Source organism: Pseudomonas sp. PA15(2017) (assembly GCF_001945395.1).
Classification (GTDB): Bacteria; Pseudomonadota; Gammaproteobacteria; order Pseudomonadales; family Pseudomonadaceae; genus Aquipseudomonas.
Map to the genome: position 1 here is coordinate 244,953 of NZ_MSXV01000052.1, position 26,332 is coordinate 271,284.

Here is a 26,332-nt window from a genome sequence, read left to right on the forward strand (position 1 = left end):
TAACATATCAAACACTCGAGCAACGATTGCTCAGGTTGGCTGTCCGGCCGTTCGGCACGGATGCCGCTCGCGGCAATCAGCCTAGCCCGTCTAGCTAGCTGCGATGCCAGCAACTCAGGCTGGCATAAGCCCGGCTTTTCGGTAGCCATTCAAAAGCGAGTCGAACAACGCGATATCGGCACGGCTGCGGGCCATGAGCTGAGCACCCGCAACAGCAGCAAAAATCGCCATCGCCCGCTCCTCGCATGCAATCGGATCACCAAGCCCGGCCGCCAGCAAAACCTTGGAAAGCCAGGCGACGTTCACGGTGGCGAACGCCTGTACCTCGCTCTTCACTTCATCAGGAAGGTCTTCGTACTCTGCGGCCATGAAGCTGCAAAGGCACAACCTGTTTTCGCTCTCGAGCGAGCGTCGAAAAATCGAAGGATATCGCTGCAGGCATTCAAACGGGCTGTCAGCATCGTCCAGCATCGCCTGCAGGTAGGCCGCCGTGTCTTCCCAATAGCGTCTGGCTACCGCAGAACCGAGATCGGCCTTGCTGGGGAAGTGGTAGTAGATACTCGCGCTCTTGATGCCGACTGCAGCTGCCAAGTCGCGGAAATTCAGTCCGCCGTATCCATGGGACTGCGCGGCTTGCTTGGCAGCCGCCAGGATGGCCTCTTTTGCGTTTGCACTCACGCCATCACCTCACCGGTTAGAAGATGACCGGAATGCTAACCGCAAGCCACCAACCTGCCAACTGATAGATAGGTGTTGACAGCAAGAAAAATGAGCCTATAAATATACCTACCAACTGATAGATAGGTATTCATGTGAGCACTCCACATCGCCACACCGACGCCCGCCATTCACCGCTGAAAATCTATGACTGGTACAACGGCCCCTACCCGGCAAGGGTTCGCATAGCGCTTGCAGAAAAAGGCCTTCTGCCAGCGGTCGATTTCGTGTCGATCAACCTCTGGAAAGGTGAGCACAAGACGCCCGAGTTTCTCGAAATAAACTACTCGGGCACGCTCCCGGTTCTGAAACTGGAAGACGGCACCCGTATCGCGGAATGCACAGCTATCACCCAGTACCTGGACCACCTGGACAGCAAGCCCACGCTTACCGGCACAACCGCCGTTGAAAAAGGGCTCATCCACATGATGACCAAGCGTGCCGAGATCGAGTTTCTCGATGCCGTAAGCGTGTACTTCCACCATGCCACCCCGGGCCTCGGCCCGTACGTCGAGTTCTATCAGAATGAGGAATGGGGCCTGCGCATGCGCGACAAGGCCGTACGAGGCATGCGCTATTTCAATGAGGTATTGATGAGCCGGCCATTCGTCGCAGGGGAATCATTCTCCATGGCGGATATCGCCGTGATTGGCGGCATGATCTTCTCGGCGCTCGTGGAGCTATCGGTCCCCGAGGAGTGCGAAGCGCTTCGGAAATGGTACGCCCGGATGCAAAAGCGCCCCAGCCTTGTGGCGTGGGCCGCCATGGTTGAAAAAGGCGAGCCGCTGGGTTGATCGTTGCGGCCAGCCCGAGGTACTGGGCAAGAGACGATGGCGGACAACCCATGCTTGTCCGCCTCGCCTCAACATCCCCGATGCCAAACGAGCCAACCTGGCGTCCGCCGACTCTCGGGGCCTTGCCCCAGCCACGCTATTGTCCTTACCTTGTCCGTTCGCCTTTACCCTGCCTTCAACCGCGAGCGTCCAGCCACAATGAAAAATCTAAGAATCAGCGCTATCACTACCTTGCTTATCGGGCTGTCAGGTTTTGCCCAGGCTCAGGAAACGCCATCGCATCTCGACAAGGTGCTGGAGTAGGGGCAATTGGCGGTGTGCACCACCGGCGATTACAAGCCCTATACCTTCCTGCGTCAGGACGGCGGGTACGAAGGCATCGATATCGAAATGGCCCAGTCGCTCGCGCAGAGCCTCGGGGTCAAGGTGCAGTGGGTGCCGACCACCTGGAAAACCCTGATGCCGGATATGGTAGCGGGCAAGTGCGATATCGGCATGGGCGGCATTTCGGTGACGCTGGAACGCCAGAAGAAGGCGTTCTTCAGCAGCACCCTGGATGTGGACGGCAAGATTCCGCTGGTGCGTTGTGAAGACGTGTCGCGCTACCAGACCGTCGAGCAGATCAACAGGCCGCAAGTGCGGCTGATCGAGCCGGCCGGCGGCACCAACGAGGCTTTCGCGCGGGCTTATCTGCCAAAGGCTCAGCTGAACTTCCACGACAACAAGACCATCTTCCAGGAGCTGCTGGACAAACGCGCCGACGTGATGATCACCGACTCATCCGAAGCCCTGTACCAACAGAAACGTATGCCCGGCCTATGCGCTGTCAACCCGACCGCCTACATGCAATACGGTGAGAAGGCCTATCTGCTGCCGCGCGACGACATGGCCTGGAAGAGCTATGTGGATCAGTGGCTGCACCTGAGCAAGACCACCGGTGCTTATCAGAAGACCCTCGGCCACTGGCTGGCCGTGCCAGGGCAATAGCGTCGAACGACTGGTGGATGGATGAAGCGTCATCCACCCTAAGGTGATCGTGACAAGATCCGGCAACGTTACGGCGGATTCCTAACCGAATCCGCCGTTACGCAACCCAGCCGGCTATTAGCACCATTTAAGGTCCGTACATTTTATGAGTTGCCTCTTGAGAATATCCGGCGAGTCCCTGGATATCGAAACGGCGCTTTCTACCTGCACCGTGCAGCCTTACCTGATCTGGAAAAAAGGCGAACCACGGCCCCTCGAAGGGAAAACTCATCGGGATAGCGGGGCAAATTTCGCCGCAAGCGAAGCAGATTTCGATGAACTTCCACTGCAGCTAGCCGAAGCAACGATCTTTCTCGAAACACATGCATCCGCGCTCGCGCGATTGGTTGCAACCCCTGGAGTACAAAGCGCCACTCTGGATTTGGGGCTCGCTTTTCAGGAAGGAAACATCGCCCAATCCTTACACTTCCCATCCACGTTTATAAATCTCGCCGCTCGCATCGGTATCGCTTTGAATATGTCTCAATATGCTTGCACGGGGGATTGAGGTTATTTCCGTGCGGAGGTGGGAGCGATCAAAGCCTGAGACATAGGCCTGCGGTACCGGCGAACTAAGCACCTGTTCACGATCTTCATGCGCCTGAAGCGGTAACTACAAGGCAGAAACGGTCATCGGCGCAGTATCTGTGGGAGCGGGTGGGGACGCCTAGTCCATGCCCGCGATCTTTCGCGCGCATGGCGCGCTCCCGCAGTGAATCGGGGAACGGCTGCTACCGCCACTTAGCAGCCAAAATCGTCGAACCTCAACCGAAAGATTACGAAAAGGCGTTAAGGCGTACTCAACCCCGCCGCATTCATGAACAGCCGCAACAGATACGACAGCAGCCCCAAACTCAGCACGCTGACCGTCCAGATGCCGGCCAGCCAGGCGATGCGTTGCCAGAGGGGTTTCTTTTCAGTGGTTTTGTTCATCAGTGGTACCCCTGATCCGGCGTGACCTTGCCGCGGAACACGTAGTAGCTCCAGGCGGTGTAGACGAGGATGATCGGGATGATCAGTAGCGCGCCGACCAGCGCGAAGCCCTGGCTTTGCGGCGGTGCGGCGGCCTGCCAGATGGTCAGCGAGCCGGGCACGATGTTCGGCCACAGGCTGATGCCCAGGCCGCTGTAGCCGAGGAAGATCAGCACCAGGGTGAGCACGAACGGCTTGCTGTCGTCGTGGTTGGCCACCGAGCGCAGCAGGTAGAAGAAGCTCGCCAGCACCAGCAGCGGCACCGGGGCGAACCACAACAGGTTGGGAAAGGTGAACCAGCGCTCGGCGATGCTCGCCTGAGACAGCGGCGTCCACAGGCTGACGATGCCGATCACCGCCAGCAGCGCGAGAGCCAGTGGCCGGGCCAGGTCGTGCATCTGCTTTTGCAGGCGGCCTTCGGTTTTCATGATCAGCCAGGTGCAACCGAGCAGTGCATAAGCCGCGATCAGCCCCAGGCCGCTGAACAGCGGAAACGGCGCCAGCCAGTCCAGCGAACCCCCGGCGAAGGCGCGACCCTCGACCGGAATGCCTTCGATGAACGCCCCCAGCGCCACGCCCTGGAAGAAGGTCGCCGCCACCGAGCCGCCGATAAAGGCCTTGTCCCAGATATGCCGCTTGTGGTCCTTGGCCTTGAAGCGGAACTCGAAGGCCACGCCGCGAAACACCAGGCCCAGCAGCATGAACATCAGCGGCAGATAAAGCGCGCTGAGCACCACCGAGTAGGCCAGCGGAAAGGCCGCGAACAGCCCGGCGCCACCGAGCACCAGCCAGGTTTCGTTGCCGTCCCACACGGGCGCCACGGTATTCATCATCACGTCGCGCTCGCCTTTGTCGGGCACCAGCGGGAAGAGGATGCCGATGCCCAGGTCGAAGCCGTCCATGATCACGTACATCATCACGCCAAACACGATGATCACCGCCCAGATGACCGACAGATCGATACCCATGTTCATGCCCTCCCGCTCGCTGCAGCGTCGCCATGATCACCATCGTGCAGGCCCTCCTTGGGCGCCGACAGTGGCCGTGCCGGGGTGTGCCGGGTGCCCGGCCCGCCGTCGTCCGTATGATCGCCCTCGCCGGTGACCGGCCCCTTGCGCACCAGGCGCATCACGTAGCCGAAGCCGGCGCCGAACACCGCGAAGTACACCACCACGAACAGCACCAGGGTCAGGCCCAGTTGCGCGGCGCTGTGGGCCGACACGCCATCGGCGGTGCGCATGATGCCGTAGACCACCCACGGCTGGCGGCCGATTTCGGTGGTGAACCAGCCGGCGAGGATGGCGATCAGCCCGGACGGGCCCATCCACAGGCAGAAGTACAGGAATGGGCGCGACTGGTAGAGGCTGCCGCGCCAGCGCAGCCACAGGCTCCACACGCCGGCGAGGATCATCAGCAACCCCATGGCAACCATCACCCGGAACGACCAGAACACGATGGTCGAGTTGGGCCGGTCTTCCTTGGCGAATTCCTTGAGCGCCGGCACCTGCTTGTCCAGGCTGTGGGTGAGGATCAGGCTGCCCAGGTACGGCACCTCGATCTTGAAGCGGGTCTCCTCGCGCTGCATGTCCGGCCAGCCGAACAGGATCAGCGGCGTCGGCTCACCGGAACTGTTGTCCCAGTGGCCTTCGATGGCGGCGATCTTCGCCGGCTGATGCTCCAGGGTATTGAGGCCGTGGAAGTCGCCGATCACCGCCTGGATCGGCGCGACCAACAGGGCCATCCACAGCGCCATGGAGAACATCTTGCGCATCGCCGGGGTGTCGCGGCCGCGCAGCAGGTGCCAGGCCGCCGAGGCGCCAACGAAGAATGCGGTGGCCAGGAACGCGGCGGTGGCCATGTGTGCCAGGCGATACGGGAACGACGGGTTGAACACCACCGCGAACCAGTCCACCGGGATCACCCGGCCATCGACGATTTCGAAGCCCTGGGGCGTCTGCATCCAGCTGTTGGAGGCGAGAATCCAGAAGGTCGAGATCAGCGTGCCGACCGCCACCATCACCGTCGAGAAGAAGTGCAGGCCCGGGCCCACGCGGTTCCAGCCGAACAGCATCACGCCGAGAAAGCCGGCTTCGAGGAAGAATGCGGTGAGCACCTCGTAAGCCAGCAACGGTCCGGTGACCGAGCCGGCGAAATCCGAGAAGGCGCTCCAGTTGGTACCGAACTGGTAGGCCATCACCAGGCCGGAAACCACGCCCATGCCGAAGTTGACCGCGAAGATCTTCACCCAGAAGTGGTAGAGGTCTCGATAGACCGTTCGCCCGGTCTTCAGCCACAGGCCTTCGAGCACCGCCAGGTAACTGGCCAGGCCGATGGTGATGGCGGGAAAGATGATGTGAAAGGAAATGGTGAAGGCGAACTGGATGCGCGCAAGATCCAAAGCCTCTAAGCCGAACATGGACGTGCCCCCTCGATCAGGTTTAGTTATCGACTTCTTGTTGTGCGTGTAGCGCAGACAGCCAAAGCGAAAGGCGCCTTGATCTGGATCAATGGATCGCCTCCAGACTACGCCTCGCCGTGCCACTTACCAGCGTGGCTGGATGCCGCGCGACAGGCTGTCGCTGCGGCGATCTGCCAGGCTTGCACAGGTGCGGGGCGTGCTTGCCACCGAATGGACGCGGCTTCAATACGGCGTCGACCGCAAGGCAGCCGGTGGCGTGGAGGTATTTGTCCAAAGCAGCCTGCCGGCACTTTTGCATCGACGCAGGGCGACGACGCCAGAGCATCGCCGCCTGGCTGCGGAGTCAGAAACTGAAGTCCACCTTTGTCCACAAGGTGCGCCCTGGCTCGTTGATGCGCTGTGGGTTATCGGCCAGGTAGCCAAAGCCGGCGTCGCCGGCCAGGTTCAGGTGCTCGCTGTAGGTTTTGTCGAACAGGTTGTCGATCCCCGTGCTGAGCTTCAGCGAGTCACTCACCCTGTAGGCGGCGTTAAGCGAGAAAACGGCAAAGCCGCTGCTGTCGCCGAAGTCCTTGCCGACCACGTTGCCCTGGCCTTCGCTGCCCCGGCCCTGTGCCGCGACCACCCGCCACAGCGCGCCGGCGCTCCAGCGGTCCTGCTCGTAGGTCAGGCCCAGGCGCGCCTCGAGCGGCGGCATCTGCGGCAGCGGCGAGCCATCGGAGCTGTTCTTGCCCCAGGCGTAGGCCAGGGTGGCGGCGCTCTTCCAGCTGTCGGTCCACTGATAACTGGCGCCCAACTCGCCGCCCATGATCCGCGCATCGACGTTTTGCGCCCGCGAGCTGCTGCCCATCATGCCCGGTGTGTAGGTGTAGAGAATGTAGTCACGCACCTGCCCCGCATACCCCGAAGCCCAGGCCTGCAGACGTTCGCCCTGGTATTGCACGCCAAAGTCCAGCTGGGTGGTCTTTTCCGGCTGGATGCCGTCGAAGGCGTTCAGCGAGCCACTCGGGCCGCCGTCCGGCGAGAACAGCTCCCAGTAATCGGGCATGCGCTGCACATGGCCAAGGCCGGCGTACAGGGTGGTCGGCGAGTCGGCCAGGTCGTACTCGTAGCGGGCAAAACCGCTGGGCAGGGTTTCTGCGCGGGTGGCGCCTGCGGTGGGGTTGGCGCGGCTGCCCATCATACTGTTGATGCTCTGCCGGTAATCCTTGGCAGAAGCGCGGTCTACCCGGGCACCGGCGATCAATCGGCTGCGCTCGGCCACCTGCCAGGTGGCTTCGGCGAAGGCGCCGTAGTTGTGGAAATCGGCATCCTTGTCCCAGTCGAATGAGCGGGCGCTGACCAGGGTATCGGTCATCATGTCGTAGCTTGATGAGCGGGCGCGGTGTTCACTGCGCTGGGCATCGACGCCAGCCACCAACTCCACATCCTGCCAGGTGAAGGTCGCCGCAAAGCGCCCGCCCAGGGTGCGGCGGTCGACGTTGGCGGCCATTGGCATGGGCATCATGCTCGTGGCGTCCGGGGTGCGCAGCGTGTAGTTGTCCATCACGTGGTCGGCGTAGTTGTAGTAGACATTACCCTCGACCTTGTTCAGCACGTCGCCAAGGTTTTCCCGGTGGAAACGCAGGCCGAGGCTTTCTCGCTCCAGCTTGCTGGCATCCATGCCGCGTCCGGCGTAGCGCGATTCGCCATCACCGCGGCCAGCGCTGAGCTCGATCAGGGTGTCGGCATCCGGGGTCCAGCCGAGGGCGACGTCGCCGCTCCATTTTTCCCAGCGCGATGGCAGGGTGTCGCCGTTGCCGTCCCTGTAGTCATCCGCACGGGCCTGGCTGCCGATCACCCGCAGGTAACCCTGCTCGCTGCCAATGGCGCCGTCGACCAGTTTGTCGAGACGACCACGGGAACCGACCAGCAGGCTGGTATCCAGGCGGCTACCAAGTTCGGCGAAGCGCTCCGGCTCACGCTCGAAACGCACTGTACCGGCCGACGCTCCGGGGCCCCAGAGCACGGTTTGCGGGCCTTTGATCACGGTCAGTCGGTCATAGGTGGACGGCACGATATACGAACTCGGCGCGTCCATACGCGCTGGACAGGCGCCAATCATCTGGCCGCCGTTGGTGAGAATGCTCAGGCGCGAGCCGAACATGCCGCGCAGCACCGGATCACCGTTGCTGCCACCACTGCGGATCGCGGAAAAGCCAGGGATGGTTTTCAGGTAATCGGTGGCATCGGTGGCTGGCACCGGCTGGCGCGGAGCCTTGGGGTCGGTGACCACGGTCAGCGGCGAGCTTTGCTGCACGGCGGTGATCACCGTGGATTGCAGCTCGTGGTGCTGATGCGGCTCGGCAGCCAGGGCGGCACCGGCAAAGCCGAGCAAGGTGCAAAGGCTCAGTGCCTGGCGCAGACGCAGGTTGGCGGGGTCAAGGCAGAAAGTACTGGAGCGGGAGATAACAGCGTTCATGGTCAGGTGTTCCTGATGCAGACGGATACGGTGGCGCGGCGCCGACGGGGCGTTGCGCGGGTATGGGGTCAGGAATCTGTCTGCGACCTGATGGCGGATGCTCGAGCGAACATCACGGGCTGGCTGGACGCCCGCGGTTGATCCGTAGCAGCGTCGCCAGGCGCGCGATTGATTCGCGGGCATGCACTAGGGCTCCTACAGGTAGGCTGCGCACCGGCCTGTCGTAAACAGATTCAGGCAGTCAGCAACTGGGGAGAGGCGCGGGGGTTGGCCGATGGCCAGAGATAGCGAGGAGGCAGTTTGCCCAACGGCTCACGCCAGAGGCGCAGCACGCGCTTGGCGCGGGGCAGCCAGGCAAGGGCGAACAGCAGGGCCAGGCCCATGACCATCGCCGAACAGAGCGGGCACTGGAAGGTGTTCATCATTGCGTCGGCGGGCACCACGCCGTCGGCACTGGAGGCATCGCCATGCAGCGAGCAGAAACCGCCATCCAGCCCGCTCAACTGCAGGCCGGCGCCCTGGCCGTGGTGAATGGCACAGGCGAGCAACGCGAAGAGGATGCTGGCGTAGAGCATCCAGGCAATCAGCGAGCGATCCCGGCGGGCGATTTTCATGGCAGCGACTTTACGCCAAGCGCGGCCATAAGTGGCGCGGTCGAATGCCGCACCACGACCAACACAGTAAAGCGTTAGCGCCAAGAGCGCCGCATCGCATTACGCGAAGCGGCTCACCGGCCGAGCCAGCCCCAGCGTGTCGCGCAGAGTCTGGCCAGGATATTCGGTACGGAATAACCCCGAGGCCTGCAGGGCTGGCACCACGCCTTCGAGGAACAGATCGCCCTGGGCTTCCAGATACGGCGGCAGAATTACGAAGCCGTCGCAGGCACCCGCGCGGTACCACTCGGCGAGCTGTTCGGCGACGCCTTCGGGCGAGCCGACCGGCGAGAAAAAACTGAGGCTCTCGGCGTAGCGCTTGCCCGTCTGCCCGACCGTCAGGCCCAGCTCGATGGCCTGTTCGATCACGTACTGAAAACGCCCCTTGCTCCCGGTGATGGCCTCACGGATGTCCGGGAACGGCCCCTCCTGCGGGTACTGCGCCAGGTCGTGGTTCATGCTGGCGGACATGAAGCTCAACCCTGCCTCGGGGCGAATCAGCTCCTTGAGCAGACGATCCTTGGCCAGCGCCGCTGCATGGGTCTCGCCCACCACCGGCACGATGCCGGGCAGGATCTTCAGCGTGTCCGGGTCGCGGCCATGGCTGCGCGCCTTGTCCTTGAGCAGACGGTAGAACGCCTTGGCGCGCTCCAGTTGCGGATGCACCACGAACACCACTTCGGCGCTTTTCGCCGCCAGGTCGAGAAACGCCTCGGACACCCCGGCCTGAATCAGCACCGGCTGGCCCTGGGGCGGGCGCGGAATGTTGATCGGCCCCCTGATATCGAAGAACTCGCCACGATGATGCAGGTAATGGAAGGCATCCGGGTCGGCGAACACGCCCCGCTGTGCGTCGAGCAGCAGTGCCTCGTCGCCCCAGCTGTCCCAGAGTTTCTGCACCACTTCGATGAACTCGCCGGCACGGGCATACCGCTCGGCATGGCCGTAGTGCTGCTGGCGGCCGAAGTTGCGCGCCTCGCCATCGCTGACCGAGGTCACCAGATTCCAGGCCGCACGGCCGCCGCTGATGTGATCGATATTGGCCAGCATGCGCGCCGCGCTGTACGGCAGCGCATAGGACGACGACACCGTGCCGCCCACGCCGATGCGATCGGTCACCGCCGCCAGGGCCGACAGCAGGGTCAGCGGTTCGGGCCGTACCACCGGGCGATAGCGCACGGTTTCGGCGAAGTGGCCGCCGTAGTTGTCGTCGATCGACAGCTTGTCGGCCACGAACAGCATGTCCAGGCAGGCCGCTTCGGCGCGTCGGGCAATGGTCTTGTACAACGGCCAGTCGACCGAGCCGGTGGAGGCGGAATGCGGATGGCGCCAGCCACCCTGGTGAGTACCGGCCTCCAGGTACAACGCCAGGTGCATCATGGCGTTTGCTCCGCGAAGAAGCTCGCCTCGATCACGCTGTCCGCCGGGAAGCTTTTGGGGATCAAGCCTTCACGCTGATACAGGTCGATGGTCGCCTGCTGCAACGTGCGCACGGCGACGAGGTCGGTCTCCGGCGTGTTGACCTCACGCTGCACCTTGCCCAGCGCCACCGCCTGGGGCAGCTTGAGCAGGCTGGCAATGGCCTTGGCATAGGGCTCGGGATGGGCCTCGCCCCAGACCCGCGCCTGGGCCAGCCGTGCGGAGAAATCCTCGAGCTCGGCACGTTTGCTGTGCAACGCCGTATTGGCGGCCACCAGGTAATTCAGGCTCGGGTAGTCCTTGCCGTCGGCGAGAATCTTCGCGCCACTCTGCTGCACGGCGAAGGAAACGTAGGGCTCCCAGGTGGCGACGGCATCGACGCTGCCGTTGCTCAGGGCCAGGGTCGCCTCCGAGGGCGTGGTGTTGACGAAGGTCACGTTGCCTGGATTCAGCCCGGCACGCGCCAGGGCATTGAGCGCCAGCGCCTGGCCGGACGAACCTTTGACCGCGGCGATCTTCTTGCCCTTGAGGTCGGCGACCGAGGCGATGCCGGCATTGCCGCCGATGATCAGCGCGTTGCCCAGGTAGCTCGCCGCCTGAATCGCCTTGGCCTCCAGCCCGGCCGCTGCGGCGAAGGTCAGCGGCGCCTCGCCGACCAGGCCACCATCGAGGTGACCGGCGCGCAAGGCTTCGAGCAGCGGGGCGGCGTTGGGAAACTCGCGCCACTGGATCTGATAGTCCAGGCCATCGAGTACGCCGGCCGCCTCCATGACGGCGCGCGCATTGCCTCGCTGGTCGCCGATGGTCAGCTCAGCGGCGGAGACTGCCAGCGACAGGGTGGACAGCAACAGGGCCGACAGGCCGGTGCGGATCTTCATTGAACGGCTCCAACAGAACATAAGGGGAGACTCACCAGTCGCTGCCCTGCCCCAGCAATTGCAAGGCGTGGTGCCGTAGTTCGAGCAGACGCGGGTCGTCGCGGCGACGCGGATAGGGGCGCTCGACCTCGAGCTCGGCCAGCACCCGCGCCGGGCGCGCCGAGAACACCAGCACGCGGTCGCAGAGCAGCAGCGCCTCCTCGACATCGTGGGTCACCAGCAGCGAGCTGTAGGCCTGCTGCTGCCAGAGGCGAATCAGTTCGCTCTGCATGGCGATGCGGGTCAGCGAGTCGAGCTTGCCCAGTGGCTCGTCGAGCAACAGCAGGCGCGGCTCGTTGATCAGTGCGCGGGCCAGCGCCACACGTTGTGCCATGCCGCCGGAGAGTTGCCGCGGGTAAGCCTCGCGAAATTCCAGCAAGCCGACCTTGCGCAGCGTTTCGTCGACCCGGTGCTTCTGCTCCCTGAGCTGGCCGCGCGCCTGCAAGCCAAGGGCGACGTTGCTCCACACAGTGCGCCAGGGATAGAGCGTCGGGTCTTGAAACACCAGCACTCGCGAGTGATGCGGCCCGGCAAGCGCGGCGCCGTCGGCCATCAGGCTGCCGCTCTGCAAGCACTCCAGGCCGGCGACCAGACGCAGCAGGGTCGACTTGCCACAGCCGGACGGCCCGAGCAGACCGACGCTTTCGCCGGGTGCCAGTTGCAGGTCGACCTTGTCGAGCACCGGCAGGCGGCTGTCGCCCAGGTCGAAGGCATGGCTGAGGCCGCGGATATCCAGGCTCATGCCCGCAGCCTGATGCGGATGAGCGGTTGCAACGTTCACCATTTCACCGCCCCCTTCTGCCAGGACAACACCCGGTCACGGACGATGAACAACAGCGTGATCAGCCCTGAACAAAGCAGCGCCATCACCAGCAGCGCCGCATACATGTTGGCGTAGGCGGCCCAGCCCTGGGCCCATTGCAGGTACCAGCCGAGGCCGGCCTTGACGCCCATCATCTCGGCCACCACCAGTACCGAGAACGAGGCGCCGAGGCCCATGAACAGGCCGACGAACACGTGGGGCAAGGCGGCCGGGATCGCCACCCGCCAGACCAGAAAGCGCGAATTGGCACCCAGGGTGCGGGCCACCTCGTAGTACGCCTTGTCGACGCTGGCCACGCCGGACCAGGTCAATACCGTAACCGGGAACCAGGTCGCCAGGGCGATCAGGAACACGCTGGCGCTCCAGCTGGTAGGGAAAAAGAAGAAGCAGATCGGCAACAGCGCGGTGGACGGAATCGGCCCGAGGATGCGCAGCACCGGATGAACCCAATAGCCGATGCGATGCGACCAGCCAATCGCCACACCCGCGATGAAACCGGCGATGCCGCCCACCACCACGCCGTTGACCAGCAGCCACAACGAATGCAGCAGGCTTTCGCCAAGGCGGAACCAGTCATCGACGAACACCTCGATCAGCGCCTGGGGCGGCGCGAAGAACGGCACCGGCAGCAGCACCACCTTGGCGGTGACCAGCAACCACACGCCGAGCAGCACGGGCAGCGCCGCCAACCAGGCGCCTGCCGGGCGCAGGCGCTCCACCAGCCGGCCCAACGGTCCCGGCAGGATACCGAGCAGCGCCAGTAGCCCGCCCACGCCAGCGCCGACGTACGCCAGCTCCCGGGTGAAGGGCCAGGGTTTGCCACCATCGGGGTAGCACGCGGTGAACAGGGCGAAGGCTATCCACGCCAGCGCTGCCAGCAGGCCGCCGCGCCAGCGTGGCGGGACAACGCGCGGCTGCGCCTGGCGTTGTTCAAGCGAATACGTCGGCATGGATGCTCTCCGCGAATTCCAGGGGGTCGGTACGCGGGCGCAGCACCTCGACGTTCTTCAGGTCGCGGGCGTACACGGCGATCTCCTTCACGAAGGTATTTCCCACCGAGTAGTAGCCGTGGGTGTGCTCGGTGAGGATGGCGTGCACCTCTTCCTTGGAGGTGTTGATGGCGAACTTGAGAAACTCCTCGGCCACCGCATCGGGGTTGTGCGACGCCCAGGCATGGGCCTGCAGGATCGAATGGGTGATGGCCGCCGCCACCGGCGTGTCGTTGCGCGCCAGCTCTCCACTGACCCCGACCACGCAGCAGCTCATGTTGGCGTACTCCTCGATCATATTGGTCGCCAACTCGGCGAAGCCCGGCTGCTGCTTGACCCGGTACATCAGTGGGTCGGAGCCGCTGGCGGCCTGGATCTCGCCCTTCTCCAGGGCGACGCTGAGCAGGTCGATGGGGTACACCCGCCAGGTCACGTCGCGCACCGGGTCGACGCCATGGCGCTTGAGCATCAGCGAGAAGAAGTTCTTGTCCGCCGCGGCCATGTCGGTGACGCCGATGGTGGTGCCCTTCAGCGCCTCGAAACTTTTCGGGCCGTCGTCCAGGGTCAGCAAGCGCAGGCAACCGCCGTGGGTGCCGGCGGTCAGCTTGACGTCGAAGCCCTGCTCCAGCGCCTTGAGCCAACGCAGCGCCATGCCGGTGGCGGCATCGGCCTTGCCGGTGGCCATGGATTCGAGCAGCACCTCGGTGGAGTTGCCGAAGTTGACGAACTCGACCTCCAGGTTATGGCGCTTGAAGATGCCCTGGCTGTCGGCAACCGCCACGGGTGCCAGGCACACGGCATTGAGGTTGGTGGCCAGCTTGATCTTGCGCGGCTCGGGCAAGACCCAGCGATCGCTGTCCAGATCCAGGCCGCTGCCAACCGGTTGCGTGCCGTGGCCGGCATGGGCGCCATGGCCTGCATGGCTGGCGTCGGCCCAGGCGAAGCGGCTGGCGAACGCCGCCGCGGTGGCGGTACCCGCCAGGGCAAGCAACTGACGACGGTTGAGCACGGAGATGGGCATGGCGCCTCCATAAGAGAGTCGTGCATGCGCCGCGTGGTCGGGTAGCGTGCGGATAAGGTGCTTCAGCGGGCTTTTGCAGCCAGCGTCACGGGGTAGGCCTTAGACGGTAAACCACTTGACGATCAACAGGGAAATTCAATTTATTCATAACCTAATATGCCAAACGAGAAAGTTAATCCATCCTCTATCCCGAAAACCCCGGCACCATTAGCGGATTGCCAACTGCCAGACGTGGCTTATCGCGACGAGCCACCGTCCTACCCCGCGCTTGCCCCAAATGCCGCTCCATGGAGAACCTGCCGAATGCCTTGCCTGCCCCCGTTCGCCCTGCGCCCACGTCATCTGCTGGCTGCCAGCCTGCTGGGTTGCGCGGCGCTGCCTGCCGCCCATGCCGAGACCGCGACGGGCAGCCTGCAGCTCGAAGGCGTACAGATCACCGAGCAGGCGCTGACCGAGCAGCAGGCGGCCGCGGAGCAACTCGAGCGGGTACCCGGCGGCACCAACCTGGTGGACATGCAGCGGGTCGAGCAGGGCCGCGTGGCCGGTAATGCCGATGTGCTGGCCTATCAGCCGGGCGTGTATGCGCAGTCGCCGGGTAACGAGGGCATCAAGATCGCCATCCGTGGCTCGGGCATCAACCGTGGCCCCGGCTCCCACGCCTCCGGCAACCACATCATGCTCGACGGCCTGCCGCTGACCGGTTCCGGCGGCACGCCCTACGAGCTGCTCGAGCCCCTGTGGATAAGCCGCGCCGAAGTGCTGCGCGGTGCCAATGGTTTCGACAAGGGCTCCCTGGCCCTGGGTGGCGCCATCGACTACATCACCCGCACCGGCCGCGATGCCGACAAGCTGCAACTGCGCTATGAAGCCGGCAGTCACGGCTACCAGAAGCGCAGCATCAGTTCCGGCCAGGCGCTGGGCGATTTCGATTACTACATCAACCTGACCGACAGCGAATACGACGGTTATCAGGATCACTCGTCAGGTAAGGGCAAAGGGGTCGCGGCGAACGTTGGCTATCGCCTCAACGAGAATCTGCAGACACGCTTCTACCTACGCTATAGGGAGACCGAGCATGAAGTACCGGGGCGCCTGAGCAAAGCCGACATCGAACATAACCCGCGCAAGGCCGCTGCCAACAACCTGCGTATCGATGCGCACCGTGACCAGCCCGGCAGCACCTGGCTGGCCAACAAGACCACCTGGCAGATCGACGACGACTCCACTCTGGTGGCCGGCCTGGCCTACCACCATTACCCGATGGATATCGTCGAGAACAGCTCGCCCAACGGCAACACCTATCGGGTGCGCGTGGACTACAGCGACGTGAGCGGCACCCTGAACTACACCCGTCGCCACAGCCTGTTCGGGCTCGACAGCAGCACCACCATCGGTTTCCGTAGCACCACCAACTTGCCGAGCAGCAAGTCCAGGGAGAATGCCGCGCTGCCGATCAACGTTGGCGGCACCGCCTACCCGGCCGGCACGCTGATGCGCGCCTACGAGCACCTGGGTTCGGACAACGTGCTGCATATCGGCAACGAAACCGAACTGGCCCCCGACCTGTGGCTGACGGGCGGCCTGGCGTTGATCTATACCCGCCGTGAAGTAGAAGTGACCTGGCCAGCCACCGACGACACGCTCAGCGAGCACACTTGGGATTACGCGCCGCGTATCGGCCTGCGCTACCAGCTCAACCCGGACGTGCAGCTCTACGGCAATGTCAGCCGCTCGGTGGAACCGCCCCATGCCTGGTCGATGCTCTGGAGTTCGCCACTGCGTTTCCCCAACAGCAACCAGCCGTACAGCGCCCGCCAGCGCGCGCCGATCTCGCTGCATAACCAGACCGCCACGACCTTTGAAATCGGCGGCCGTGGCAACTCCGTGCTGGGCCAGTGGGATGCGGCCTATTACTACTCGCTGGTACGCCATGAACTGCTGACCGTACCGGTCGAAACCAACGTGTTCTCCGAGGCCAACGCCAGCCCCACGATCCACCAGGGCATCGAGCTGGGCCTCGACAGCCCGCTGTGGAACGGTGGCGCGGCAGGCGCCCTGGCCCTGCGCCAGGCCTACACCTTCAGCGACTTCCATTACCGCGACGACGACGCCTTTGGCGGCAACCGCCTGCCCGGCCTACCCCGCCACTACTACCAGGCCGAGCTGCGCTACGACCACCCGAGCGGCTTCTACGCCGGGCTCAACACCCAGTACGTATCCAGGGTGGCGGTGGATTACGCCAACTCCTACTACGCCGACGCCTACGCGATTTTCGGCGCGACCGTGGGCTACGCCTCGCCGAAAGACGACTGGCAAACCTGGCTGGACCTGCGCAACCTGACCGACAAGCGCTACGCCGCCACCGTCACGCCGAACTACGACGACAACGGCGCCGACGCCACGCGCTCGACGCCGGGCGAAGGTTTCGGGGCGTTCGTCGGGGTTTCCTACAGTTTCAACTGACCGATTGCTCGACGGCACGGCGAACGGCTCGCACTCAAATAGCAACAATTGTTATTTACGAATCATTGACAAATGCCTATCCTCTGGCCGCTTCCGCCAGCCAGAGGATTCACCGTGTCGACTGCCGCGCTCCAGGTCAACATTGCCGCTGTTCGCGAGCCTGCCCAGGTCAACTGGCAAGGTATCGACCTGGGCTGGGCCTACAGCGACCTGCTGATTAGCCTAAGCCGCCGCACCCGCTGCGTGCAGCGCGCCTACGATGTGCTGCACGACGCCCTGCTGCGCTTCGCCCTGGCCCAGCACCGCCGGCCCGTCGAGCAGCCCAACGCCTACCTGCGCCGAGTTGCGCATTCGGTGCTGATCGATTGTTACCGCAGCGAATCGCGCCTGGGATCGCTCGAAGATCACAACCCCGAAGACGTGGCGCCAGGCCAGGTGGCGCCCTCGTGCGAGCACCTGCTCGACATCCAGCAACGCCTGCAGGCCCTGCAGCGTATTCTCGATTGCCTGCCGGAGCGTTGCGCCCAGGTGTTCTGGATGGCGCGTATCGAAGGCTACTCCCAGCCCGACATCGCCACGCGCCTGGGCATCAGCCTGAACATGGTCGAACGCCACATGATGCGCGCGCTGATCGATCTGCGCCGCGCCCGCGACCTGCTGCAGCCATGAGTGACGCCACCACCCAGGCGGCCGCCTGGTTCCTGCGCATCCGCGGTGACGCCAGCCTGGCGCAGCAACCGGCCTTTCGCAGCTGGCTGGCGGCGAACCCCGAACACGCCGAGGAGTACAGCGCCTTCGAAGCGCTGTGGAACGACTTCGGCAGCACCAGCCGCACCGAAGCCCTCGCTCAGGCCATGGAGCACCAGCAGCGCCAGCGGCCAGGCTACCTGCGCCGCGGCGCCTGTGCGCTGTTGCTGATGCTGGCCGCCGCTGCCGGCTGGCTTGGTTACCGGCTGAGCCCCCAGGAAATGGCACTGCGGACACCGATCGGCGAGCGCCAGCAGATCACCCTGCGCGACGGCAGCGAGCTGCAGCTCAATGCCGCCACCGAAATCGACGTGCGCTACAGCTGGCGCCAGCGCCAGGTTGACCTGCGCCAGGGCGAGGCGCTATTCGACGTGACGCGTAACCCGTACCGGCCGTTCGTGATCGACAGCGGCCTGGCGCAGATCACCGTGCGTGGCACCCGCTTCGTGGTCAACCGCCTGCCGGGCCGCCTGCGGGTCAGCGTCGACCATGGCCTGGTGGAAGTGGCCAGCAGCCGCCAGCCCGATGAAGTCTGGCAGGTCGGCGCCGGCCAGGTGATCGAGGTCGATGGCGCCGGCCATCTGCATAGGGCCGACCTGGCTGCCAGCAATGCCCTGGCCTTCACCCGCGGCAACCTGGTGTTCGAGAACGCCGACCTTGGCGAAATCGCCGCCAGCCTGTCGCGCTACCGCCAACGCCCGGTGCAGGCCCAGGCGAATCTTCCACAGCCGCGCATCAGCGCGGTGCTGCAACTGAGCGATGTCGAGGACTTCATCCGCGCCCTGCCGAACATCGCCCCCGTGCGGGTCCGCGAGGGCGCGCAGCACACCGAACTGCGCCCGCGCTGACGACCGTTCGTCGCCCAGGTATCAGGGGAAATCCAACGCACGCCGTCAGTCAGGCATCCCACTCCCGACTCTGAAAAGGATGTCCTGATGCCCCACTCATCCCTGCGCAACCTGCTGGCCGTCGTCAGCGTCGCGCTGGTGGCGCCTGCCTTGGCCGCGCCGGTCGAGCTCAACCTGCCGGCCCAGCCCCTGAGCGTGTCCCTGCGCCAACTGGGCGAAGCCGCTGGCCTGAGCATCGCGGCAGACAGCAGCCTGACCGGCCACCTGCAGGCGCCCGCCGTGAATGGCATGCTGGAGCCAACGGTGGCGCTGCAACGGCTGCTGGCCGGCAGCGGCCTGAGTTACCAGCACGCTGGCAACACCCTGATCATCACCCGTGACGACCTCGGCAGCTCGCTGCAACTGGATGCCACCAGCATCACCGGCACGGGCCTGGGCGACACCACCGAGGGCACCGGTTCCTACGCCACCGGCTCGACCAGCACGGCGACCAAGCTGCCGCTGACCCTGCGCGAAACGCCGCAGTCAGTGAGCGTGATCAGCCGCCAGCGCATGGATGACCAGAACCTCACGCAGCTCACCGACGCGGTGCGCCAGGCGCCTGGCTTGAGCATGACCCAAAGTGGCAATACCGGCTCGGATAGCAGCCCGATCTATTCACGAGGTTTCCAGGTTGAGAATTACCAGATCGACGGGGAGCCCATGTTGGGTGCCGGCTACATGTCGATCTTCCAGAGCAACGACCTGACACTCTACGACCGTATCGAAGTGATCCGCGGCGCCACCGGTTTGACCAATGGCGTCGGCACGCCCGGCGCGACCATCAACCTGGTGCGCAAACGTCCTACCAGCGAGTGGAAAAGCAGCGTCGGCCTGAAGACCGGCTCCTGGGACAACAATTCGATCGAACTGGACAGCGGCGGCCCGCTCAACGAAAGCGGCACCGTACGAGCGCGCATGGTCGCGGCCTATCGCGACGCCGGCTCGCATATCGATCGCCTCAACGAGCGTCACAAGGTGCTCTACGGCATCGTCGAGGCGGACCTGACGCCGGGCACGCTGCTTAGCGTCGGAGCTGACGTGCAGCACCACGACGCCAACAACCACGCGCGCCTCGGCCTGCCGCTCTACTACAGTGACGGCTCGAAAACCGACTGGTCGCGAGCGGATTCGGCCGCCACTGCCTGGGGCTACTCCGAGCGCCACTACGCCTCAGGTTTTGCCTCTGTGGATCAACAGTTGACCGACGACTGGAAAGCCAGAATCACCCTCAGCCGTGGGCGTTATGAATACGATGAGGTGCTTGGCCACACCTCGTCGACCGCGTATCCAGACCGGCTGACCGGTACTGGCGGCACTGTCTGGGGTGGCCGCTGGGGGGCAAAGCCCGTGCAGGACAGCCTCGACATGCACGTTCGCGGAAGCTTCGAGCTGTTCGGCCAGCAGCATGATCTGGTGGTTGGTCACTCGCGTCAGGAGACCCGCTACAAGGCCGATAACTACGACCTGTGGACCTACGCTGGCTGGAGCAACGTGATCCCGACCTACAACGGCTGGGATGGCAAGACGCCCGCAAAACCGGATATCCCGGTCAACGGCCGCACCGATTACAACGAAAATCAGCAGGCCACCTACGGCAGCCTGCGCCTGCGCACTACCGACCAGCTTTCGGTGTTCCTCGGCGCACGTGTCAGCGATTGGGAAAATGTGCGCAAGGTCGACAACTACGCCAGCGCCGATACCAACACCCGACGCACGGAAACAGGCGTGATCACCCCCTTCGCCGGCTTGGTCTACGACTTCGACGACACCTGGTCGGCCTATGCGAGCTACACCACCATCTTCAAGCCGCAAAACAATCGCCTGCTCGATGGCAGTTATATCGACCCATTGGAGGGCGAAGGTTACGAGGTGGGGATCAAGGCCGGCTTCTTCGAAGACCGCTTGAACTTTTCCACGGCGATCTACCAGATCGAACAGGACAACCTGGCCGTTGCCATCCCTGACACTTACGTTACAGGCACGACCGATCGCGCCTACACGGCGGAGTCCGGCACCAAGACCCGCGGATTCGAAGTGGAGTTGACGGGCGAGCTACAACCGAACTGGCAGCTGAGCAGCAGTTTCTCGCGCAATATCGTGCAGGACAGCAACGGCCGCGCCCTGAACACTAATATCCCGCAGAACACCGCCAAGCTGTTTACCAGCTACCTGATCGAAAACCTCGGTAACGGCCTGACCCTGGGCGGCGGGGTGAACTGGCAGAACGCGATCTACACCGATGGCCGCGGGCCAAACAGCGTGCGCTTTACCCAGGAGAGCTATGCCGTGGTGGACCTGATGGCCCGTTACCCCATCACCGAACAGCTCAGCGCGACGCTGAACGTCAACAACCTGCTGGACAAGGCGTACTACACCAGTACTTCGTCGGCCTTCTACGGCACCCCGCGCAACGCGACGCTGGGGCTGCGCCTGGCATTCTAGTTGCCACGAGCCCGGAGACAACGGTCTTCGGGCTTGCCAATCCGTGGCGATGGGCTGGAGTTAGAAATCCAGAGTGGCCGATACCTTGAGCGTGCGCGGCTCGCCCTGGGTCAGGTAGCCGCCGTTGGTAGAGGCCCAGTAGTCCTTGCCTGCCACGTTTTCCACCCCGGCACGCAGCGTCACACCACGCTGCTCGACCTTGAAGGCGTAGCGGGCACCAAGATCGACGCGCGTCCAGGCTGGGATGCTGTAATTGTTCGCCGAGTCGTAGAACTGCCCGCCGGTGCGCAGCAGCAGACCATTGAGGGCCAGACCAGGAACCCCCGGAACATCCCAATCCGCGCTCAGGTTGAACTGGAACTCGGGCACACCGACGGCACGGTTACCCTCGGTGCCACTGACACCACCGCTCAACTCAGAGTCGATCCAGGTGCCTCCGGCCAGTAAACGCAGGCCAGGCAAGGGCTCACCAAACACGCTCAATTCGACGCCCTGGTTACGCTGTTGTGCGTCCACCCGGTAGGTGCCATCGCCACCCAATACGCCCTGAGGCAGCTCGATACGATAGACACCGAGGCTCCCACCGTAGAGGCCCCAGTCCAACTTCATGCCCGCCTCGGTCTGCTTGGCTCGATAGGGTGCGAACACCTCGTTGCGGTTATTGGCAGTAGCCGGAGCCGTCTGTCCTTGCTGCAGCGACTCGATGCGGTTGGCGTAGAGCGACAGGTATTCGGTGGGTTTGACCACCAGCCCATAGGCCGGCGTGGTGATGCTTTCCTGGTAGTTGGCGGTACGGGAGCGGTTTGCCGCACTCCAGGCGTCCGAGCCAATCGATTGTCGGCGAGCACCCAGCGTCAACAACACACGGTCATCGATGAAGCCCAGCGTTTCGGAGACTGCCAGGCTACGGTTCTGCACCTTGGCGGTGGTCTTCGGATCATGGATGTCACCTGCACGGGTGGTGGCGACCGGCTCGGCTACATCGACTGGATCATAGAGGTTGCCGAAGCGTCGGCTGCCTGCAGCCGTTGACTCGAAGGCATTCCTCTTTTCCGTCCACAGACCGTTCACTGCCAGATTGAGTTGGTGGCTCACGGAGCCTGTGGTGAAGCTGCCTCGCACCCCGGCCAGCGCGCTGAGGTTCTCCTGATCGAGCGGCGAATACAGCCGCCCGACACGCGCTGCCCCATCAAGCGCATTCACGTAGGTCGATCCATAAATGCCATTCTCGCGGGTGTACTTGCCGCCAGCGGCCATGTACGCCGTCCAGTGATCGCTCAGGTCGTACTCGGCATTGAGCATTGCATAGGTATCTTCCAGCTGTGACCAGCTCCAGGGCTGTGCATAGTTACCCTTGGAGTCCGGAGCCTTGGGCGTTTTACCACCAAGCCTGGTGGTCAGCGCGTTGGTGTCCAGATATACCGGAGGACGCCCTTCGTTGACCCGCTGTTTCTGGTAGCCGAAATCGGTCGAGACCCGCAGCTTGTCACCACGGTAGTCGAGGCCGACTGCCGCCAGAGTGAAGTGCTTGCTTTCGTCGTCGATGGCGCTCTCACCCTCACGCTTGGCCAGGTTGACGCGAACGCCAAAACGGTTGTCCTCGCCAAAACGCTGGCCAAGGTCGACGTGCGTACCGACCCGACTGTCGCTGCCGTAGTCCACGGTCAAGCTTCGGGTCGGTGTGTCCTCGGCATGTTTGGACACGACGTTGATCGCCCCACCGATGCCGCTACCGCCAGGCGCAAATCCATTGAGGAAGGCATTGGCGCCCTTGAACACTTCGACCCGCTCGACGGACTCGGCTGAAATGATCTGCCTTGGCAGGATGCCGTACAGGCCATTGAAGGCGATATCGTCGCTGTACAGTTGGAAGCCGCGAATCACGAACACTTGCGAAAAGTTGCCGAAGCCGTAGGACTGGCGCACCGCCGAATCGCTGTTGAGGGCGTCACCCAGGCTCTGCGCCTGGCGATTCCTGATCAGCTCGGAGGTGTAGCTGCTGAAGCTGAACGGCACATCCTGCATATCCTGATTGCCCAGCATGCCGATCCGCGCGCCGCGGGCGACCTGGCCACCAGCGTACTCGACCGGCAGATCCTGGCGCCCATCGGCCTGGCCACTCACGGTGGTGGCGTCGAGCTGCAGCGAGCCGGCGTCACTGCTCAGCGGCAACAGGCTGACCGTGCCGTCGGCACCGATCAGATAGCTCAGGCCACTGCCCTGCAACAGCCGCTGCAGGCCCTCGCCCACCGAATAATCGCCCTTGAGGGCCGGTGCCTGACGCTCGCTGGGGGTCAGGCTGGCATCGTAGAGCAGGCGCACGTTGGCCTGCTCGGCGAAGTCGGTCAGCGCCGCGTCGAGCGGCTGAGCCGGGAGGTCGAACTCCAGGGCCAAGGCGCTGGTGGCGGCGAGCAGCAGGTGGGCGGTGGCGATGGCTCGCCAGAGAGGGGTACGCGTCAGGCGCATGCTGAATTTCCTGTGTTCTGCATAAGTTCATGCGAAGAAGTCGCATTTGCAGAGAGGAAGACGAACCACCCGCACGTTTCTGAACCGCATCCGTGATTATTTTCCAGCGCGCGCCAATGTCGCGAATCGTACGGAGGCGGATCAGGCCCGGCTAACCAGCAATAAACCGGGCAGGCGCACCAGGCGTACCGGCAGGGCACTTTCGATGGCGCGCAGCACGGCCCTTGGGTCGTCATGGGCGAACACGCCGGTAACCTTGAGCTCGCGCACGCTGTCATCGAGAAAGATCACCCGCTGGCGATGGCTGCGCTCCAGCGCGGCAAATACCTCGCTCAGCGGCTGGGCGCGAAACACCAGCTTGCCCCGTTGCCAGGCCAGCTGCTGACGAGCATCCAGTGGCTGCACCGCCTGCAGATGATCACCGCTCCAGAGCACCTGCTGGTTGGCGCCCACCGGCAGTGGCAGGCCTGTTGCATCGCTGGCCTGCACCTGCCCTTCGGTCACGGCCAGCACCACGTCGCGACCATCGTAGTCGACATCGAAACGCGTGCCGGTGACCCGGATACGCGCCGGCCCCGCTTCGACGACGAACGGCCGGCTGGCATCCTTGGCGACCTGCAAATCAACCTCGCCGCGGTACAGGCGTACTTCCCGGCGTCCTTCGCCGAGCGTCCAGTCCAGTGCCGTGGCACCATTGAGGGTGAGGATCGAACCGTCCTCCAGTTCGAGGGTGCGTACTTCGCCGGGCGCCGTCGCCACATCGGCGTACCAGCCCAGCCAGGCGCCCTGGGGCAGCCACAGGGCCAGCAGCAGTAGCGCGGCGCTTGCCAGCGGTACGCTCCAGCGCAGCGCGCGGCGTCGGCGCGCCGGCCGCCGGGCTGGCGCGGCAACGGGCGGCACGGTCGCTGGCTGCCGTACCTGCCCCAGCAATGCCCAAAGCCGATCCACCTCGCAGGCAGCCTGCTGGTGAGCCGGCGAGCGTTCGCGCCAGGCTTTGGCAGCCAGGTGATCGGCCGCCGTGGCGCGCCCGGAATGCAGCAGCACCTGCCATTCCCTGGCCTGAGCGAGAAGCGAAGCGTCGGTGGTCACGGCATCCAATCCATTTTCTGCTGGCAGTGTTCGAGGGCCTTGAGGATATAGCGCCCGGCCATGCTTTCGGAAACCCCGAGGCGCTGGCCGATCTCCTTTTGCGTCAGGCCGTCGAGGCGATTCCACAGTAGCGCCTGGCGCAGGTGGGCCGGCAAGTCCTCAAGGATACCCTGCAGCCGGCCGAGCTGCTGCCCGTCACCCACGATCTGCTCGGGCCCAGGCTGTTCGCAGACGAGCTCCAGCGAGACGTCTTCCTGCACCGGCCGCGACTGCTGCTGGCGCAAGTGATCGATGATCAGGTTACGGGCGATGCGATACAGAAAAGCCCGCAGATTGCCCACCTCGGCGCTGCCACGGCGCTGGAAGCGCAGCCAGGTTTCCTGGCGCAGGTCGGCTGCCAGGTCGCTGCACTTGAGCTGCCGGGTGAAGAAACGCAGCAGCTCGCCGGCATGGCGCTGAAACTGGCCGTCTTGGGCATCGCTGTCGCGGGGCGGGCGCACTCGGGGGATCTCGTGCCGGGAAAGGGTTGCGAACATATATCCGCTGCGAACAATTTTCAATGCGATGCGACGGGTAGCCATCTGCCGCAGTCTGCGCTTGGAATCGGTAACGCCCTTATACTGCGCAGCCTGCAGGGAGTTACCCATGTTCCGTGATGCCTGGCGCCACGCGCCAACCCACCGCAAGGTCTGGGCGCTGGCCGCGCCGATGATTCTTTCCAACCTGTCCGTGCCCTTGGTAGCGCTGGTCGACACCGCAGTGGTCGGCCACCTGCCCCATGCCCATCAATTGGGCGCCGTGGCGGTGGGTAGCAGCCTGTATATCCTGATCGTCGGGGTGCTGAGTTTTCTGCGCATGGGCACCACCGGCTTCGCTGCCCAGGCCTGCGGTCGAGGCGATGGCGGTGCGCTGCGTCAGGTGCTGGTGCAGGGCCTGCTGCTCGCCGCCCTGCTGGCACTCTTGCTCGGCGCACTGGCGATTCCCTTCAGTGGCCTGGCGCTGGGCCTGATGAACCCGTCAGCCGAACTCGACGGCCTGACTCGGGACTTTCTGCACACGCGACTGCTCGGTTTGCCCGCAGCGCTGGCCAACTACGCGTTGATCGGCTGGCTGCTCGGCGCCCAGAACGCCCGCGCGCCGCTGGTGATGCTGCTGGTCACCAACCTGCTGAACATCGTGCTGTCGCTGTGGTTCGTGCTCGGGCTGCACTGGGAAGTGGTCGGCGCCGCCCGCGCCGCGGTATTGGCCGAATGGGGCGGGTTGCTGGTCGGCCTGACGCTGGCGCGGCGCGCCCTGCGTCGCCATCCGGGCAATACCCGCTGGGCGGCGATGGCCCAGTGGCAGAGCTGGAGGGCGCTGCTGGCGGTGAACCGCGATATCTTCCTGCGCTCGCTGGCGCTGCAGGCGGTGTTCCTGCTGATCACCATCCAGGGCGCACGGCTGGGCGACGCCACGGTGGCGGCCAACGCCCTGCTGCTCAACGGTCTGTTGATCACCGCCTATGCACTGGATGGCTTGGCCCATGCGGTCGAGGCGCTATGCGGCCATGCCATCGGCGCGCGGGATCGCCTGGCCCTCAAGCGCAGCCTGATCGTCGCCGGTACCTGGTCGCTGCTGGCCAGCCTGGTGTTCGCCGCGGCATTCGCCGTCGGCGGCCACCTGTTCGTCAACCTGCAAACGGATATCGCCGTGGTACGCGAGACCGCCGGTCACTACTTGCCCTATCTCGCCCTGCTGCCACTGTTCGCAGTGTGGAGCTACCTGCTCGACGGCCTGTTCATCGGCGCCACCCGTGCCCGCGAAATGCGCAACGCCATGCTGGTCGCCCTGGTCATCGGCCTGCCGATCGCTCTGGCGCTGCAGAGTTTCGGCAACCATGGTTTGTGGATCGCCTTTCTGGCCTTCATGGCCTTGCGCGGCCTGACCCTCGGTGCGCTGGCCTGGCGGCTGGCCCAGCGTGATCAGTGGCTGGCGGCGCCAGGTAATCGCCAGGCAGATTGATCTGCGTCTGGCGCGCGCACCAGAAA

Annotated in this window: 21 protein-coding genes and 1 pseudogene; 8 read left to right on the plus strand and 14 right to left on the minus strand. The window is 64.3% G+C overall.

What is annotated here, in order from left to right; all coding sequences use genetic code 11:
* Positions 1 to 114 precede the first annotated feature (114 nt).
* Complete coding sequence (locus tag BVH03_RS18500) at positions 115 to 678, minus strand: TetR/AcrR family transcriptional regulator (RefSeq protein WP_075962524.1); 564 nt, start codon at positions 676 to 678, stop codon at positions 115 to 117.
* 176 nt (positions 679 to 854) lie between these two features.
* Here BVH03_RS18500 and BVH03_RS18505 point away from each other — a divergent pair, with 176 nt between their 5' ends.
* The 3 genes and pseudogenes from BVH03_RS18505 (at position 855) to BVH03_RS26090 (ending at position 3,045) form a co-directional block, all read left to right on the plus strand.
* Positions 855 to 1,511 (plus strand): glutathione S-transferase, encoded by a 657-nt coding sequence (locus BVH03_RS18505; protein ID WP_143486009.1) that lies wholly within the window; start codon positions 855 to 857, stop codon positions 1,509 to 1,511.
* A 198-nt stretch (positions 1,512 to 1,709) separates the two neighbouring features.
* Positions 1,710 to 2,498 (plus strand): annotated as a pseudogene (locus BVH03_RS18510) (transporter substrate-binding domain-containing protein).
* A 145-nt stretch (positions 2,499 to 2,643) separates the two neighbouring features.
* Positions 2,644 to 3,045, plus strand: a complete 402-nt coding sequence (locus BVH03_RS26090) for a hypothetical protein (protein WP_143486004.1) — start codon at positions 2,644 to 2,646, stop codon at positions 3,043 to 3,045.
* Positions 3,046 to 3,326: 281 nt separating this feature from the next.
* Here the strand turns inward: BVH03_RS26090 and BVH03_RS18515 are convergent, their stop codons facing one another.
* The 10 genes from BVH03_RS18515 to BVH03_RS18560 all read right to left on the minus strand — a co-directional run bounded on the left by BVH03_RS18515 (position 3,327) and on the right by BVH03_RS18560 (position 14,208).
* Positions 3,327 to 3,470: a DUF2474 domain-containing protein gene (locus tag BVH03_RS18515; RefSeq protein ID WP_075962526.1), complete on the minus strand. Its 144-nt coding sequence runs from the start codon at positions 3,468 to 3,470 to the stop codon at positions 3,327 to 3,329.
* Entirely contained in the window at positions 3,470 to 4,477 is a 1,008-nt protein-coding gene (gene cydB, locus BVH03_RS18520) for a cytochrome d ubiquinol oxidase subunit II (protein ID WP_075962527.1), read from the minus strand. The genes BVH03_RS18515 and cydB overlap by 1 nt, the downstream gene beginning before the upstream one ends.
* Before the next feature lie 2 nt (positions 4,478 to 4,479).
* The gene (locus BVH03_RS18525; RefSeq protein ID WP_075962528.1) at positions 4,480 to 5,925 is read right to left on the minus strand and encodes a cytochrome ubiquinol oxidase subunit I; all 1,446 of its coding nucleotides are present in this window, start codon (positions 5,923 to 5,925) and stop codon (positions 4,480 to 4,482) included.
* 346 nt (positions 5,926 to 6,271) lie between these two features.
* Positions 6,272 to 8,386: a TonB-dependent copper receptor gene (locus BVH03_RS18530; protein WP_075962529.1), complete on the minus strand. Its 2,115-nt coding sequence runs from the start codon at positions 8,384 to 8,386 to the stop codon at positions 6,272 to 6,274.
* A 233-nt stretch (positions 8,387 to 8,619) separates the two neighbouring features.
* A complete protein-coding gene (locus BVH03_RS18535; protein ID WP_075962530.1) occupies positions 8,620 to 9,000 on the minus strand; it encodes a DUF2946 family protein in 381 nt (126 codons plus the stop codon).
* A gap of 99 nt (positions 9,001 to 9,099) precedes the next feature.
* Positions 9,100 to 10,419 (minus strand): LLM class flavin-dependent oxidoreductase, encoded by a 1,320-nt coding sequence (locus BVH03_RS18540; RefSeq protein ID WP_218189550.1) that lies wholly within the window; start codon positions 10,417 to 10,419, stop codon positions 9,100 to 9,102.
* Positions 10,416 to 11,336: an aliphatic sulfonate ABC transporter substrate-binding protein gene (locus BVH03_RS18545; RefSeq protein ID WP_075962531.1), complete on the minus strand. Its 921-nt coding sequence runs from the start codon at positions 11,334 to 11,336 to the stop codon at positions 10,416 to 10,418. Before BVH03_RS18545 ends, BVH03_RS18540 begins: the two co-directional genes overlap by 4 nt.
* Positions 11,337 to 11,367: 31 nt before the next feature.
* On the minus strand, positions 11,368 to 12,159 hold the full coding sequence (locus BVH03_RS18550) for an ABC transporter ATP-binding protein (RefSeq protein WP_075962532.1): 792 nt from the start codon (positions 12,157 to 12,159) through the stop codon (positions 11,368 to 11,370).
* Complete coding sequence (locus BVH03_RS18555) at positions 12,153 to 13,148, minus strand: ABC transporter permease (RefSeq protein WP_075962533.1); 996 nt, start codon at positions 13,146 to 13,148, stop codon at positions 12,153 to 12,155. Before BVH03_RS18555 ends, BVH03_RS18550 begins: the two co-directional genes overlap by 7 nt.
* Complete coding sequence (locus BVH03_RS18560; RefSeq protein WP_075962534.1) at positions 13,129 to 14,208, minus strand: ABC transporter substrate-binding protein; 1,080 nt, start codon at positions 14,206 to 14,208, stop codon at positions 13,129 to 13,131. The genes BVH03_RS18555 and BVH03_RS18560 overlap by 20 nt, the downstream gene beginning before the upstream one ends.
* A 303-nt stretch (positions 14,209 to 14,511) precedes the next feature.
* Between BVH03_RS18560 and BVH03_RS18565 the strand changes: the two genes are divergently transcribed.
* The 4 genes from BVH03_RS18565 (at position 14,512) to BVH03_RS18580 (ending at position 20,750) form a co-directional block, all read left to right on the plus strand.
* Entirely contained in the window at positions 14,512 to 16,671 is a 2,160-nt protein-coding gene (locus BVH03_RS18565; protein WP_075962535.1) for a TonB-dependent receptor domain-containing protein, read from the plus strand.
* 114 nt (positions 16,672 to 16,785) lie between these two features.
* The gene (locus tag BVH03_RS18570) at positions 16,786 to 17,340 is read left to right on the plus strand and encodes an RNA polymerase sigma factor (RefSeq protein WP_218189551.1); all 555 of its coding nucleotides are present in this window, start codon (positions 16,786 to 16,788) and stop codon (positions 17,338 to 17,340) included.
* The gene (locus BVH03_RS18575) at positions 17,337 to 18,266 is read left to right on the plus strand and encodes a FecR domain-containing protein (RefSeq protein WP_075962536.1); all 930 of its coding nucleotides are present in this window, start codon (positions 17,337 to 17,339) and stop codon (positions 18,264 to 18,266) included. Before BVH03_RS18570 ends, BVH03_RS18575 begins: the two co-directional genes overlap by 4 nt.
* Positions 18,267 to 18,353: 87 nt before the next feature.
* The gene (locus BVH03_RS18580; protein WP_075962537.1) at positions 18,354 to 20,750 is read left to right on the plus strand and encodes a TonB-dependent receptor; all 2,397 of its coding nucleotides are present in this window, start codon (positions 18,354 to 18,356) and stop codon (positions 20,748 to 20,750) included.
* A 60-nt stretch (positions 20,751 to 20,810) separates the two neighbouring features.
* Here BVH03_RS18580 and BVH03_RS18585 read toward each other — a convergent pair whose 3' ends face one another.
* From BVH03_RS18585 to BVH03_RS18595, 3 genes are all read right to left on the minus strand, one after another.
* Entirely contained in the window at positions 20,811 to 23,216 is a 2,406-nt protein-coding gene (locus tag BVH03_RS18585) for a TonB-dependent receptor (RefSeq protein ID WP_075962538.1), read from the minus strand.
* A 141-nt stretch (positions 23,217 to 23,357) separates the two neighbouring features.
* The gene (locus BVH03_RS18590; RefSeq protein WP_083640112.1) at positions 23,358 to 24,305 is read right to left on the minus strand and encodes a FecR domain-containing protein; all 948 of its coding nucleotides are present in this window, start codon (positions 24,303 to 24,305) and stop codon (positions 23,358 to 23,360) included.
* Positions 24,302 to 24,805: an RNA polymerase sigma factor gene (locus BVH03_RS18595; protein WP_075962586.1), complete on the minus strand. Its 504-nt coding sequence runs from the start codon at positions 24,803 to 24,805 to the stop codon at positions 24,302 to 24,304. The genes BVH03_RS18590 and BVH03_RS18595 overlap by 4 nt, the downstream gene beginning before the upstream one ends.
* A 145-nt stretch (positions 24,806 to 24,950) precedes the next feature.
* Here BVH03_RS18595 and BVH03_RS18600 point away from each other — a divergent pair, with 145 nt between their 5' ends.
* Positions 24,951 to 26,306, plus strand: a complete 1,356-nt coding sequence (locus BVH03_RS18600) for an MATE family efflux transporter (protein ID WP_075962539.1) — start codon at positions 24,951 to 24,953, stop codon at positions 26,304 to 26,306.
* Positions 26,307 to 26,332 lie beyond the last annotated feature (26 nt).

Bases quoted from the DNA above. Each gene is read 5' to 3' on its own strand.
- BVH03_RS18525 (WP_075962528.1), bottom strand. From the start codon at position 5,925: ATGTTCGGCTTAGAGGCTTTGGATCTTGCGCGCATCCAGTTCGCCTTC.
- BVH03_RS18550 (WP_075962532.1), bottom strand. From the start codon at position 12,159: ATGGTGAACGTTGCAACCGCTCATCCGCATCAGGCTGCGGGCATGAGC.
- BVH03_RS18565 (WP_075962535.1), top strand. From the start codon at position 14,512: ATGCCTTGCCTGCCCCCGTTCGCCCTGCGCCCACGTCATCTGCTGGCT.
- BVH03_RS18515 (WP_075962526.1), bottom strand. From the start codon at position 3,470: ATGAACAAAACCACTGAAAAGAAACCCCTCTGGCAACGCATCGCCTGG.
- BVH03_RS18545 (WP_075962531.1), bottom strand. From the start codon at position 11,336: ATGAAGATCCGCACCGGCCTGTCGGCCCTGTTGCTGTCCACCCTGTCG.
- BVH03_RS18600 (WP_075962539.1), top strand. From the start codon at position 24,951: ATGTTCCGTGATGCCTGGCGCCACGCGCCAACCCACCGCAAGGTCTGG.
- BVH03_RS26090 (WP_143486004.1), top strand. From the start codon at position 2,644: ATGAGTTGCCTCTTGAGAATATCCGGCGAGTCCCTGGATATCGAAACG.
- BVH03_RS18530 (WP_075962529.1), bottom strand. From the start codon at position 8,386: ATGAACGCTGTTATCTCCCGCTCCAGTACTTTCTGCCTTGACCCCGCC.
- BVH03_RS18560 (WP_075962534.1), bottom strand. From the start codon at position 14,208: ATGCCCATCTCCGTGCTCAACCGTCGTCAGTTGCTTGCCCTGGCGGGT.
- BVH03_RS18555 (WP_075962533.1), bottom strand. From the start codon at position 13,148: ATGCCGACGTATTCGCTTGAACAACGCCAGGCGCAGCCGCGCGTTGTC.
- BVH03_RS18585 (WP_075962538.1), bottom strand. From the start codon at position 23,216: ATGCGCCTGACGCGTACCCCTCTCTGGCGAGCCATCGCCACCGCCCAC.
- BVH03_RS18575 (WP_075962536.1), top strand. From the start codon at position 17,337: ATGAGTGACGCCACCACCCAGGCGGCCGCCTGGTTCCTGCGCATCCGC.
- BVH03_RS18540 (WP_218189550.1), bottom strand. From the start codon at position 10,419: ATGATGCACCTGGCGTTGTACCTGGAGGCCGGTACTCACCAGGGTGGC.
- cydB (WP_075962527.1), bottom strand. From the start codon at position 4,477: ATGGGTATCGATCTGTCGGTCATCTGGGCGGTGATCATCGTGTTTGGC.
- BVH03_RS18580 (WP_075962537.1), top strand. From the start codon at position 18,354: ATGCCCCACTCATCCCTGCGCAACCTGCTGGCCGTCGTCAGCGTCGCG.
- BVH03_RS18535 (WP_075962530.1), bottom strand. From the start codon at position 9,000: ATGAAAATCGCCCGCCGGGATCGCTCGCTGATTGCCTGGATGCTCTAC.